At 66.5% G+C, this 12,255-nt stretch carries 12 protein-coding genes; 7 read left to right on the top strand and 5 right to left on the bottom strand.

Going from position 1 to position 12,255, the window contains the following annotated elements:
• Positions 1-662: sugar phosphate isomerase/epimerase family protein (locus ACE5CZ_RS13485; RefSeq protein WP_374947848.1), on the bottom strand; the 662-nt coding region annotated here is incomplete at its 3' end.
• A 355-nt stretch (positions 663-1,017) separates the two neighbouring features.
• Between ACE5CZ_RS13485 and ACE5CZ_RS13480 the strand changes: the two genes are divergently transcribed.
• The 6 genes from ACE5CZ_RS13480 to ACE5CZ_RS13455 are packed head-to-tail and all read left to right on the top strand — an operon-like array spanning position 1,018 to position 6,546.
• Complete coding sequence (locus ACE5CZ_RS13480; RefSeq protein WP_374947847.1) at positions 1,018-1,887, top strand: branched-chain amino acid ABC transporter permease; 870 nt, start codon at positions 1,018-1,020, stop codon at positions 1,885-1,887.
• The gene (locus ACE5CZ_RS13475; RefSeq protein ID WP_374947846.1) at positions 1,884-2,990 is read left to right on the top strand and encodes a branched-chain amino acid ABC transporter permease; all 1,107 of its coding nucleotides are present in this window, start codon (positions 1,884-1,886) and stop codon (positions 2,988-2,990) included. Before ACE5CZ_RS13480 ends, ACE5CZ_RS13475 begins: the two co-directional genes overlap by 4 nt.
• On the top strand, positions 2,987-4,267 hold the full coding sequence (locus ACE5CZ_RS13470) for an ABC transporter substrate-binding protein (protein ID WP_374947845.1): 1,281 nt from the start codon (positions 2,987-2,989) through the stop codon (positions 4,265-4,267). Before ACE5CZ_RS13475 ends, ACE5CZ_RS13470 begins: the two co-directional genes overlap by 4 nt.
• Before the next feature lie 40 nt (positions 4,268-4,307).
• Positions 4,308-5,084, top strand: a complete 777-nt coding sequence (locus ACE5CZ_RS13465) for an ABC transporter ATP-binding protein (RefSeq protein WP_374947844.1) — start codon at positions 4,308-4,310, stop codon at positions 5,082-5,084.
• Entirely contained in the window at positions 5,068-5,781 is a 714-nt protein-coding gene (locus tag ACE5CZ_RS13460) for an ABC transporter ATP-binding protein (RefSeq protein WP_374947843.1), read from the top strand. The genes ACE5CZ_RS13465 and ACE5CZ_RS13460 overlap by 17 nt, the downstream gene beginning before the upstream one ends.
• A 15-nt stretch (positions 5,782-5,796) precedes the next feature.
• Complete coding sequence (locus tag ACE5CZ_RS13455; protein WP_374947842.1) at positions 5,797-6,546, top strand: SDR family oxidoreductase; 750 nt, start codon at positions 5,797-5,799, stop codon at positions 6,544-6,546.
• A gap of 186 nt (positions 6,547-6,732) precedes the next feature.
• Here the strand turns inward: ACE5CZ_RS13455 and ACE5CZ_RS13450 are convergent, their stop codons facing one another.
• Both ACE5CZ_RS13450 and ACE5CZ_RS13445 read right to left on the bottom strand, forming a co-directional pair.
• Positions 6,733-8,097, bottom strand: a complete 1,365-nt coding sequence (locus tag ACE5CZ_RS13450; protein ID WP_374947841.1) for an alpha-hydroxy-acid oxidizing protein — start codon at positions 8,095-8,097, stop codon at positions 6,733-6,735.
• A 10-nt stretch (positions 8,098-8,107) separates the two neighbouring features.
• Positions 8,108-8,929 carry a FadR/GntR family transcriptional regulator gene (locus ACE5CZ_RS13445; RefSeq protein WP_374947840.1) on the bottom strand — a complete coding sequence of 274 codons (822 nt, stop codon included), beginning with the start codon at positions 8,927-8,929 and terminating at the stop codon, positions 8,108-8,110.
• A 473-nt stretch (positions 8,930-9,402) separates the two neighbouring features.
• Here ACE5CZ_RS13445 and ACE5CZ_RS13440 point away from each other — a divergent pair, with 473 nt between their 5' ends.
• Positions 9,403-9,984 (top strand): hypothetical protein, encoded by a 582-nt coding sequence (locus ACE5CZ_RS13440; protein ID WP_374947839.1) that lies wholly within the window; start codon positions 9,403-9,405, stop codon positions 9,982-9,984.
• 185 nt (positions 9,985-10,169) lie between these two features.
• Here the strand turns inward: ACE5CZ_RS13440 and ACE5CZ_RS13435 are convergent, their stop codons facing one another.
• Positions 10,170-11,624, bottom strand: coding sequence for a rhamnulokinase family protein (locus ACE5CZ_RS13435; protein ID WP_374947838.1), 1,455 nt, complete (start codon positions 11,622-11,624; stop codon positions 10,170-10,172).
• The coding region (locus ACE5CZ_RS13430; protein ID WP_374947837.1) for an SDR family oxidoreductase at positions 11,621-12,255 on the bottom strand (635 nt) is incomplete at its 5' end. The genes ACE5CZ_RS13430 and ACE5CZ_RS13435, both read right to left, overlap by 4 nt.

Genomic DNA, 12,255 nt, shown 5'->3' with positions numbered 1-12,255 from the left:
GGGTTGATTCCCTGCCAAACCATGTGACTCGGATCCCAGTTGAGCCCGAACGATTTTCGGTGGTCGATGGCCTCGAGGGTGCGCACGGTCGACCAGTAGTCGTACGCGATCTCCGAGGGGTGCACCTCGTGGGCGAAGCGCACTCCCTCGCCCTCGAACACATCGAGAATGGGGTTCCAGCGGTGGGCGAAGTCCTGGTAGCCCGCCTCGATCACATCTTGGCTCACGGGCGGGAACATCGCCACGTACTGCCAGATGCTCGATCCGGTGAATCCCACGACCGTGTCGACGCCGAGCTTGCGCGCTGCGATGGCCGTCTTCTTCAGCTCTTCGGCGGCGCGCTGGCGCACGCCCTCGCCGTCTCCATCGCCCCAGACCTTCGCCGAAACCATGTCTTTGTGTCGAAAGTCGATGGGGTTGTCGCAGACAGCCTGCCCCTTGAGGTGGTTCGAGATGGCGAAGACTGAGAGGTTGTTCTTCTCGAGGATGTCAAGGCGCGACTGCACGTAGGCGTCGTCTTCGGCGGCCCGCCAGGGGTCGAGGTGGTCTCCCCAGCAGGCGATCTCGAGGCCGTCGTAGCCCCACTCTCCGGCGAGCCGGGCCACCTCCTCGAACGGCAGGTCGGCCCACTGGCCGGTGAACAGGGTTACGGGACGTGACATGTGTTTCTCCTTGTCGAAGGGTGATCGGAGCCGTCGGCTCCTGTAAGAGGAGGGTCGCTGAGCCGGCTCTGCAGATAGCTGATGCGCACATGCCGGTCGGGGCTGATGCGGCCGTCGTCGATGAATGTCGTCCCGGGTGCGATGGCGGGAACTCGGCAGTAGTCGACGTCGATGATCGCGTGCTTCGTCGTCTGAAGTCGCCTCGTCGCAATTGGTGTCATAGGCAACTATTGTCCTCCGTTGACAGCGGCGATCAGTGCAATTACTGTACAAGAAGTTGTATACACCCGTGGATACAAATTGGTGTCCACAATCGAATGTTGGATCGATCACAGTGTTGTGAGAGAGAGGTGACATGGATCAGTTTCTGCTGATCGCGCTCAATGGGCTCACTCTCGGAGCGGTCTATTTTCTCGTGGCTTCGGGACTCACCCTGATCTTCGGGCTCATGCGCGTCATCACCATGGCCCACGGAACGAGCTACCTGCTGGGCGGCTACCTCGGCTACGTCGTGGCCCGCGAGACAGGCAACTGGTTCCTCGGCGCGCTTGGCGGAGCGGTCGCCGTGGGAATCCTGGGACTCCTCATCCACCAGGTGTTGATCCGCCGTTTCCAGGACGACGACATGCGCGTGGCGCTCATCACCCTCGGCGTGAGCCTCATCGGCACCGACCTGATGCTCGCCACATTCGGCGGCACGGCCACGCAGGTGCCACTGCCCGCCGAGCTGCAGATCGGCCTCGAGCTTCCGGGCATGGGGCAGTACCCGCTCATCCGGCTGCTGATCCTGGGGCTGTCGATCGCCGTGGGTGTGGGGCTCTGGCTCTTCGTCAATCGCACCCGCTTCGGCTCGATCGTGCGCGCTGGCGTCGACGACAGCCAGATGACCAGCGCCACCGGAATCAATGTGCGCGTCGTCTTCGCCCTAATCTTCGTGTTGGGCTCAGCGCTCGCGGGCTTCGCTGGTGTGGTCGGCGGCACCCTGTTTCCACTGCTGCCCGGACAGGACGGCACCTACCTTCTCTTCTCGCTGGTGGTCGTGATCGTGGGAGGCATGGGAAGTATCCCCGGGGCCGCGATCGGAGCCGCGCTCGTGGGCCTGATCTCGCAGTTCTCGCTGGTCTTCGCTCCCACCTACTCCCTGGTTCTCACCTTCGCCCTGATGGTCGTCGTGCTCGCGTTCCGACCCCAGGGCATCCTGGGCCGAAGGACGGCGGCGGCATGAGCATCCTGGCCAAACCCACCGACAGCGGTCTCGTCGAGCCACTGCCCGTGGGCGCGAGGCAGAAGACGGTCTGGCAGCGCTACCGCTGGATCCTCTGGGTCGTCATCCTGGGAGCTGCCCTCGCCTTCCCCTACGTGGTCGACAGACCGCGCTTCTGGATTCCGAATATCGGCATCAAGTCGCTCTGGCTCGGCACGATCGCCATGAGCCTGGTGTTCCTGAACCGCTATGTGGGGCTGCTCTCACTGGCGCAGATGACACTCGCCGGCATCGCGGCTTACGGCGTGGGCTACGTGGTCGTGACCCTCGATCAATCGGTGTTCGTCGCCGTGCCCGTGGGCATCCTCGCCGGCACGATCGCCGGGTTCCTCGTGGCCTTGATCGCAGCCCGCACCAAGGCCATCTACTTTCTGATGATCACCCTCGCGATCGGGCAGGTCGTCTACTCGTTCGCGTCGCAGTCGATCGAGGTCACGAACGCGCGGCGCGGGCTCGCCCCGATCCCGCGCCCCGACCTGGGGGTCGTCGACTTCACGCAGCTGCACATCTTCTATTACGGGGCGCTGGCTGCCGCGGTGTTCTGCTACCTGCTCTGCCGCTACGTGGCCGCGACCAGTTTCGGGTTGGCGCTGCAGGGCATCCGGGATTCGCCCGAGCGCATGAGCGCGCTCGGCTACAACGTGAACCGCTACCGCATCGCCGCCATGACGTTCACGGCGTTCATCGCCTCGATCGGCGGCGTGATCATGGTGTTCGACCGGGCCCAGGTCGACCCCGACGTGGTGAGCCTCTCGTCGACCCTCGACATCCTCGTCGTCGCCGTGATCGGCGGGGTGGGGTCGCTCGGTGGCGTCTTCGTCGGCGGCATCGTGCTCACCCTTCTCGACAACTTCGCCCAGAACGTGACCGAGCGCTACATGACGCTCACCGGACTGGTCTTCATCGTCGTCCTGCTCTTCGCCCCCACCGGCCTCGCCGGTGTCGGCCAGCAGGTCGTCAGGGCACTCTCGAAACGCAGGCGCGCACCCCAGGCGCCGGCAGACCCCGACGTGCTGACACCCCCTGGAATCACAGATACATCCAACGAAAGGAAACAGCAATGACGCTGAATATCAAGAGGTCCGCCTTCGTTGCGGCCTCGGTCGGGGCGGGCCTCGTGCTCCTCCTGGCAGGATGCGCACCGGCCGGTTCGGGCAGCGACTCCGGAGGAGACTCCGGCGACGGCGGCTCGGACACCATCAAGATCGGCGTGCTCGCCACCTCGGAGGGCAACCTCGCCTTCGGCATGGGCGAGGCCAAGGCCGCGGTCGGCGTGGCCATGGAGGCCCGCGGCGGCACGGTCGATGGCGGTGAAGTCGGCGGCAAGCAGGTCGAGTTCATCTACGAGGGAACCGACGGAACATCCGGATCGGCCCAGACCAAAGCCAAGAAGCTCGTCGAGAACGACGGCGTCGACATCGTGTTCGGACCGGTCTCGGGTGACGAGGGAGAGGCCATCGTGCAGTACGCGCTCACGACGCCCGACATCACCTTCGTGAACGGATCGGCCAGCCCCGTGAGCATGACGCTCGAGGGGGCCGAGAACTTCTTCCGGTTCCACGGCGATTCGGCCATGTGGATGGGCGGCCTCGGCGACTACGCCTACAACGACAAGGGCTACAAGAAGATCTACTCGATCGCCGAGGACTACTCGTTCCCCTACGACAACGCCGGCGGATTCTTCTCCGAGTTCTGCGCGGCCGGCGGCGAGGTCAACGGAAACTCCTGGGTTCCCGTGGGCACGACCGACTACGCCACTATCCTCTCTCAGATCCCGGCAGACACCGACGCGGTGTACGTAGGCCTCGGTGGTGCGGATGCCGCCAGCTTCCTCTCGCAGGCCGTCACGGCCGGCGTCAACAAGCCGCTGGTCGGCGGCTCGATCGCCGTCGACACGACGGCGCTGTCGGGGGATGCGAACATCGGCCAGGCCGCGATCGGCACCATCACCGGTGGCCCGGTTCCCGGAGCCGACTACGACAACCCCGACTGGAAGACGTTCGTCGACGCCTACGTGACGCAGCCCGATGCGTTCCCGAGCCCATCGATCTTCTCGATCCTGTACTACAACTCGTTCGAGTCGCTGCTGCTCGGCATCGAAGACGTCAAGGGTGACCTCGGCGACGGACAGGCCGACCTGCGCAAGGCACTCGAGGCCACGTCGTGGGATTCCCCCACCGGTGCCATCTCGATGGACGAGAACCGCCAGGCCATCGTCGACAACTTCCTCGTGGAGGTCGCCGCAGGTGCCGACGGAGCGCTCACCCTGACCGACGTCAGCGAGGCCACCGGGGTTAAGCAGGGCACCACGGTCTACGACCGCTTCGACGGCTGCCCGTAAGCGTCGGGTTCGCCCACCGGAACACTGAGAGGAACCGATCATGACTGATGTCGCTCTCCGCGTCGCCGATGTGTCCAAGCACTTCGGCGGGCTCAAGGCCATGCGCAACGTCGACCTCGAGATCGCCGACGGCGAGCGCATCAGCGTGATCGGAACCAACGGGGCGGGCAAGTCCACGCTCTTCAACCTCATCGCCGGGGTCTTCCCCGTCACATCGGGTCGCATCGAGCTGTTCGGTCACGACGTGACGAAGCTCTCCACGGCGAAGAGGGCGAAGCGCGGACTCGCCCGCACCTTCCAGACCTCTCGGTTGTTCGAGCAGCTGACGGCTGCCGAGAACGTGTTCGTGGCCCTCGGCGGCTCGGAGTTCCGCGGTGCCTCCCTGAGGGTCTCGTGGCCGAGCTCGAAGCACGTGAACACGGTCAACCGCTGGTCGCGGGTCGAGCGCCTGCTCGATCGGGTCGGCCTCGGAGACAAGGGCTCGGCGATCGTCGCCGACCTGTCGCATGGCGAGCAGCGCCAGCTCGAACTGGCCATGGCGCTCGCCCTGCAGCCCAAACTGCTGATGCTTGACGAACCCGCGGCCGGGTTCTCGCCCGCTGAGCGCAGCCACCTCGTGCGCCTGCTGCGCGAGTTGCCCGAGGAGATCACCCTCCTGCTCATCGAGCACGACATGGACATCGCGCTCGCGGTGGCCAACCGGGTCGTGGTGATGCACGACGGCGAGAAGATCCTCGAGGGCTCACCCGCAGACATCCGGTCGTCTGAGCGCGTGCGCGAAATCTATCTCGGAGGCTCCCTTGACGACGTCGCCTGACCCCCTCTTTCGCGTCTCCGGCCTCAACGTCTCGTACGGGCGCGTGCACGTGCTGCAGGACGTCTCGTTCGAGATGGGCGTCGAGCCCCTCGGCATGGTCGGCCGCAACGGCATGGGCAAGACCACGCTGGTCAACGCCATCGCCGGCATGCTGCCGGCCCAGTCGGGCTCGATCGAATTCGAGGGGCGGGATGTCGCGAACAAGGCTCCCTTCCAGGTCACCCGGGCGGGAATCGGCTACGTGCCGCAGGGGCGCCGCATCTTTCCCTCGCTGACGGTGCACGAGCACCTCACGATGGTCGGGGCCAAGAAGGGTGCGCGCTGGAACCCCGACGCGATCTACGAGCTGTTCCCCCGCCTCGCCGAACGCAAGAAGAACGGCGGTGGCGCGCTCTCGGGTGGCGAACAGCAGATGCTCGCAATCGGCCGCGCGCTGCTCACGAACCCCCGTTTGCTCGTGATGGACGAACCCAGCGAGGGCCTCGCGCCCGCAGTCGTCGACCACCTCGCCGGGGTGTTCCGGCGGGTCGTGTCGGAGGGGCAGGCGGTTCTGCTGGTCGAACAGAACCTGCGCTTCGCGACCGAGCTGTGCGACCGCATTCTCGTGATGGTCAACGGGCGCATCGCCGCAGATCTGCCCGCGTCGGAGATCGCGGGCGACCCCGGGGTGCAATCCCGCTACCTCGGAGTGGTGTGAAGCTATGCTCGCGACATGTTCGATCTGACCGGAAAACTCGCCGTCGTCACCGGTGCCCGCCGCGGCATCGGCCTCGGCATCGCCACGGCGCTCGCGGGCGCCGGAGCCGACATTGTCGGCGTGAGCCTCGGCATGGAGGCCTCGGGCAGCGAGCTGCAACGGACCGTCGAGAAGCGGCGGCGCGCGTTCACCGCCATCCGGTGCGATCTCGCCGACCGCGCCGCGACCCGCGCGCTGGCGGGCCGGCTCGCCGAGCTGCCCGTCGACATCCTGGTCGGCAATGCCGGGACGTTCCGGCGGGTTCCGGCCGTCGAGCACACGCCAGATGACTGGGACCACGTTCTCGAGGTCAACCTGTCGAGCCAGTTCGTGCTTGCGCAGGCCGTGGGGCGCGGAATGCTCGCACGTGGCTCGGGCAAGATCATCTTCACGGCGTCGATGCTGAGCTTCCAGGGTGGGCTGAACGTGGCGAGCTACGCAGCGGCGAAGTCGGGGCTGGCCGGGCTGACGCGCGCACTGTCGAACGAGTGGGCCGGCAGCGGCGTGAACGTGAACGCTATCGCGCCCGGTTACATCGACACCCGCGTGACCGAGGGGCTAAAGGCAGACCCGGTGCGGTCGAAGCAGATCCTCGATCGCATTCCGGCGGGCCGCCTCGGGCAGCCGGATGACCTGGCGGGGGCGGCAGTTTTTTTGGCTTCTTCGGCGTCGGACTACGTGAACGGCATCCTCCTGCCGGTAGACGGAGGCTGGCTCGGCCGCTGAGGTCGACCAGTGAATACCCGTGCGGTCGCAGGGTAGAGCGGATCGGTCACCTCGCCGACGATGGCGCCGCCCAGAAAGAGCCACTTTTCACGATTCACCTTCGTCGTAGCTACTCGTTCAGGAGGAGCGCGTCACCGCCGACACTATCCACATGGCTCGCCCCTCCTCCTGAATAAGAAACAGCAACTACGCGTCGGCGGGCGTCGCCTCGACCTTCTCCGCGGCGGTCTGGGCAATAGCAGGCGTGGATGCGGCGGGCTTGCGCGCCCGTGCCGAACGCGCGCCGGCTTTTTCGGCCACCGCGGCGGTCTGCGCGGAGACCGCGCGCGGAGCGAGGCGCTGCAGCTGCGTGACGTGCGCCGGCGTCAACTCCTCGATCGAGGCGACCTCGAGCAGCTTCATCGTGCGCACGATCTGCTCCGAGAGAATAGCGATCGTGCGGTCGACGCCCGCGCGTCCTCCGGCCATGAGCCCGTATAGGTAGGCGCGGCCGATGAGCGTGAACTTGGCGCCGAGGGCCAGCGACGCCACGATGTCGGCGCCGTCCATGATGCCCGTGTCGACCATCACCTCGACGTCGCCTCCGACCTCGCGGGCCACGTCGGGCAGCAGGTGGAAGGGAATCGGAGCGCGGTCGAGCTGGCGGCCTCCGTGGTTCGAGAGCAGGATTCCGTCGACGCCGAGGTCGGCGAGGCGCTTCGAGTCCTCGAGGTTCTGCACGCCCTTGATCACGATCTTTCCGGGCCACATGCTGCGAATGAACGCGAGGTCTTCGAAGTCGATAGACGGGTCCATCGCCGAGTCGAGCAGCTCGCCCACGGTTCCGCCGGTCGACGAGAGCGAGGCGAACTCCAGCGGCGGAGTCGTGAGGAAGTCGTACCACCACCACGGCCGCGGGATCGCGTTGAGGATGGTGCCTGCGGTCAGCTGCGGCGGAATCGAGAAGCCGTTGCGCTTGTCTCGCAGGCGTGCACCCGCCACCGGAGTGTCGACGGTGAACATCAGCGTGTCGAAGCCTGCGGCCGCCGCCCTCTCGACGAGGCCGTACGAGATCTCGCGCTCGCGCATCACGTAGAGCTGAAACCAGTTGCGACCCGCCGGGTTCGCCGCTCTGACGGCTTCGATCGACGAGGTTCCGAGCGTCGACAGGGTGAACGGGATGCCCGCCGCGGCGGCCGCGCCAGCTCCCGCGATCTCACCCTCGGTCTGCATCAGACGGGTGAACCCGGTTGGGGCGATGCCGAACGGCATGGTCGAGGTGCCGCCGAGAATTGTCGTGGTCGTATCGAGCTTCGACACGTCGCGCAGGATCGAGGGGTGGAACTCGATGTCCTGGAACGCCTGGCGTGCGCGCCTGAGCGACAGCTCGCCCTCGGCCGATCCGTCGGTGTAGTCGAACGCGGCCTTCGGCGTGCGGCGTTTGGCGATGGTGCGCAGGTCGTCGATGGTCAGCGCGCCCTGCAGCCGACGCTTCTTGCCGTCGAGCTCGGGCTTCTTGAACTGCATGAGGGGCAGCAGTTCCTTGGGATTCGGAAAACGACGTTCAACCATGGGGTGTCCTCTATGCGATGGGGTCGGCGGGGGAAGAGATGAAGTTGGTCTCGGTGTAGTACCCGGTGATGTGGGCGCGAACGCGGGTGCGGGCGAGCTCGGCGTCGCCGACCTCGATAGCCTCGACGATGCCGCGGTGTTCGTGCCGCAGGCGAGCGGATGTCTCGGGCCACGACGGCAGGTTCGGTACGCCGGCGAGAACGTAGCTCTCGATCGAGTTGCGCAGGCCGGCCATCATCGAGGCGATCACGGCATTGCCCGAGAGTTCGGCCAGCGCGAGGTGGAAGGCCGCGTCGAGCGCGAGGAACTCGGCCTCGGAGACCCGGCCATCGGCATCCATCGCGTCGAGCAACTCGACGGCCGCGCCGAGATCGACGGCGCGGGTGGCGCCGGTGCCAGTGCCGACGGTGCCAGTAACGACGGTGCCCGTGCGAGCGGCGCCGGTGTTGGCGCCGGATGCTTCGGCCAGCTCGGTCACGACGGCCGCCTCGAGCACGAGCCGGGTCTTCACCACATCCCGCACGTCGAAGCCTTGAGCTGCGACCTGCAGTCGCATCAGCGACGACATGCCGCCGGATGGGCGGGCCACGATGATGGCGCCCGACTGCGGGCCCGATCCCGTCTGCGTGCGGATGAGCCCGAGCACTTCGAGCACGCGCAGCGCCTCGCGAACCGAGGAGCGTCCAACGCCGAGTTCGGTGGCGAGCACCCGCTCGGCCGGCAGGTGGTCGCCGGGAGCGAGACGTCCCGCAAGCAGGTCGGCCTCGATGTGCTGCAGCACGATCTGCCACGCGCGACGCGAGTCGACGGCGCGCGTGTCGATGACAGTCACGTCGCGTCCTCCTCGATAGCCGGATGCCTGTGGTCAGACCATGTGGTCAGACCACAGTCTATGCGCGGACTCGCGGCCTGTCCAGCCACGCCCGACACTCGGGCGACCGGTCCAACGTCGAGGTCATCTTTTATAGGAGCGCCGCCTGGCCAGCGACGACCAGAGGGCGAGCGTTGCCGCCGGGTCGTCGGTGTGCAGATCGGCGTCGTCGGATGGCTTGCCCATGCGCACCGCCGTACTCGTCGAAAAAATGTTTGTTGATAAGCCTGCTCTGTACCGGGACTCATGTTCGCGTTCGAAGGCGTGAAGATCTCGGCGATCCAGAAGTCGAGCGAGTGAACGATGCAATTGTGCCGTCGTCGTTCTGCGCCCTTTGCGGCCCGCAATGGGGAGTTCTCCCCATCGCGTGCACCCAATACGACTGTCAGCCTTGTGATGAGCAAGTCATCGCATAATCCACAAGGAGCACATCAATGAGTACCGTTCTCTCACGACGCAGCTTTCGAACCCTCGCCGCCGCGGCTTTCGCCACGATCGGACTAGTCGGACTCGCGGCCTGCAGCGCCGGAGCGTCGGACTCCGAGTCGGAGGCAGGCACCAGCTCGTCTAAACCGACCGTGAGCGCGTCATCCGAAGCAGAACCCAGTGAGCAGGCCTCGGATGATGCGAAAAAGTGCACCGAGGAGCAGGTCGCGACGATCAACTCGGTCAGCGGCGTGCCCATCCCCGCAGCGACTATCGCCACAGCAAGCACCGACTTCTCGCCCGCCGCGGTGATCGCCGACCTCCCCACGGTCTGCGTGATCAGCTTCAGCAACGCGGGTGCAACGGGTAACTATGCGGTTCTGTCGGGCGGGGCTGCGACCGTGACTGCCGCTGCCGCCAACGCGACGGCCGCAGGCGCCCAGGTGACGCAAATCGAGGGCACCTTCACAGGCTCCATCGATGGTCTCACCGTCGTCGGAGTCGGCTTCAGCGAGCTGACCCAGGCGACCGCAGGATTCGAGAACACTGAAGACCTCGTCATCATCGCGGCCACCAGCCTCGCCGGCTGACTGGAGTCTGGGGCGTCGCGCGCGACGAGTGGATGGCCCGGTGGTCGAGAGAATCCGGCAGCGAAAAATTATTCAGTGTCACCCGGCGCACGAATGACTGCGCCCGGCGGCAGCATCACAGAATCTTCAGCCACGGAGATTCTCAGATGCGCCACCGGGCGCAGTCGGTTCGGGGTGCCGGCGGCCTAAGCCGGCCGATCTGCGTAGCGCACTCGCGGTTCGTACTTCACCGGCGCAAATGCCCGGGCCACCAGCGCGCGCAGGCTCTCGAGCGATCCGGTCACGAGGCCTTGCGCCCGGGCCTGGATGAGCACGTTTCCGATGGCGGTCGCCTCGACGGGGCCGGCCAGTACCGTGCGCCCCGTGCGGTCGGCTGTGAGCTGGCAGAGCAGGGCGTTGAGCGATCCGCCGCCGACGATGTGGATCGTCGTGATCATGCGTCCCGACAGCTCGGCGAGCTGCTCGATCTTCGTCGCGTAGGCGTGCGCGAGGCTCTCGATGATCGACCGCACGAATTCGCTCATCGTGCGCGGCGCATCCAGATCGTTCTCGACGCACCAGTCGACGATGCGACTCGGCAGGTCGCCCGGCGCCAGAAAACGAGGATCGTCGGCGTCGAAGACGGCGACCGGCGTCGTGACCTGGGCGGCCTCGGCGATCAGCGTCGGCAGGTCGATCTTGGTGCCGCCCGACTTCTCCCACGTGCGCACCGACTCGCTCAGCAGCCACAGGCCCATCACGTTGTTCAGGTAGCGAACGCGCCCGTCGACGCCGCCCTCGTTCGTGAAGTTGGCCAGTCGGCCCGCCTCGCTGACCACGGCGCTCGGCAGTTCGACGCCGACCAGTGACCACGTTCCCGAAGAGATGTAGGCGAATTCGTCGCCCGTCGCGGGCACGGCCACCACAGCGGATGCCGTGTCGTGCGACCCGACGGCCGTCACCTGCAGCGACTTGGCCGCGCGGTTCGAGATGCCGATCTCGGATGCGACGCCCGGCAGCAGGGTGCCGATCGGCGTGCCCGCTTCGACCAGCTCGGGAAAGAGGCCGCGGGGCAGTCCGAGTCGAGTGATGAGCTCGTCGTCCCACTCTCGGGTGTGCACGTTGAGGAGCCCGGTCGTCGATGCGTTCGTCTTCTCGGCGCGGGCCACGCCCGTGAGCCAGAAGTTGATCAGGTCGGGGATGAGCAGCGCGATCTCGGCCTGATCGAGCGAGCCGACACGGGCATCCGCTGCGAACTGGTAGAGCGTGTTGAACGGCAAGAACTGCAGACCGTTCGACGAGTAGAGCTCGGCGGGTGAGACGATCTCGTTCGTCGCCTCGACGCCGGCCGCGGTGCGCGCGTCGCGGTAGTGGTACGGGTTGCCGAGCATGCGGTCGCCCCGCATCAGCGCGTAGTCGACGGCCCAGGAGTCGACTGCGATGCTCTCGAGCGACGGCTCCTCGCGCACTGCTGCGCCGAGGCCGGCGAGCACGTTGCGGTAGAGCTCGAGGATGTTCCAGTGCAGTCCGTCGATCGTCGAGACCGGGATGTTCGGAAAGCGTGCGACCGGACGCAGGCTGAGCTCGTTGTGCGAGACGTAGCCCAGCATGACCCGGCCGCTCGTGGCTCCGAGGTCGACGGCGGCGACTGCGGCGGTCATCGCAGAAAGGCCGCCGCGACGCCCGCGTCGACGGGGATGTGCAGCCCGGTGGTGTGCGTGAGGTCTTCTCCCGTGAGCACCGCGACGGCGTTGGCCACGTTCTCGGGAAGCACCTCGCGGCCGAGGATGGTGCGCTTGGCGTAGTATGCGCCCAGCTCCTCTTCGGGCACACCGTAGACGGCGGCGCGCTTGGCTCCCCATCCGCCCGAGAAGATGCCCGAACCGCGCACGACGCCATCCGGGTTGATGCCGTTCACCTTCACGCCGTGCTCGCCGAGCTCAACGGCCAGCAGTCGCACCTGATGCGCCTGATCGGCCTTCGTCGCGGAGTACGCGATGTTGTTCGGGCCGGCGAAGACCGAGTTCTTGCTCGAGATGTAGATGATGTCGCCGCCCATCTTCTGCTCGATGAGCACCTTCGCGGCCGCCTTCGAGACCATGAACGAGCCCTTCGCCATGACGTTGTGCTGCAGGTCCCAGTCCGCATCCGTCGTCTCCAGCAACGGTTTCGACAGCGACAGCCCGGCGTTGTTCACCACGAGGTCGAGCCCTCCGAAAGCGAGCAGCGCAGCGTCCACCGCGGCCTGGATGTCGATCGCCGACGTGACATCGGCACGAACCCCGATCGCGA

It is taken from the genome of Agreia sp., from assembly GCF_964263775.1.
Classification (GTDB): Bacteria; Actinomycetota; Actinomycetes; order Actinomycetales; family Microbacteriaceae; genus Agreia.
Note: the sequence above shows the minus strand (reverse complement) of the source record. Positions and strands in the feature narration are given on the sequence as shown.

Excerpts from the sequence above, each read along its gene's own strand:
- ACE5CZ_RS13480 (WP_374947847.1), top strand. The coding sequence starts at position 1,018 with ATGGATCAGTTTCTGCTGATCGCGCTCAATGGGCTCACTCTCGGAGCG.
- ACE5CZ_RS13475 (WP_374947846.1), top strand. The coding sequence starts at position 1,884 with ATGAGCATCCTGGCCAAACCCACCGACAGCGGTCTCGTCGAGCCACTG.
- ACE5CZ_RS13470 (WP_374947845.1), top strand. The coding sequence starts at position 2,987 with ATGACGCTGAATATCAAGAGGTCCGCCTTCGTTGCGGCCTCGGTCGGG.
- ACE5CZ_RS13465 (WP_374947844.1), top strand. The coding sequence starts at position 4,308 with ATGACTGATGTCGCTCTCCGCGTCGCCGATGTGTCCAAGCACTTCGGC.
- ACE5CZ_RS13455 (WP_374947842.1), top strand. The coding sequence starts at position 5,797 with ATGTTCGATCTGACCGGAAAACTCGCCGTCGTCACCGGTGCCCGCCGC.
- ACE5CZ_RS13450 (WP_374947841.1), bottom strand. The coding sequence starts at position 8,097 with ATGGTTGAACGTCGTTTTCCGAATCCCAAGGAACTGCTGCCCCTCATG.
- ACE5CZ_RS13440 (WP_374947839.1), top strand. The coding sequence starts at position 9,403 with ATGAGTACCGTTCTCTCACGACGCAGCTTTCGAACCCTCGCCGCCGCG.
- ACE5CZ_RS13435 (WP_374947838.1), bottom strand. The coding sequence starts at position 11,624 with ATGACCGCCGCAGTCGCCGCCGTCGACCTCGGAGCCACGAGCGGCCGG.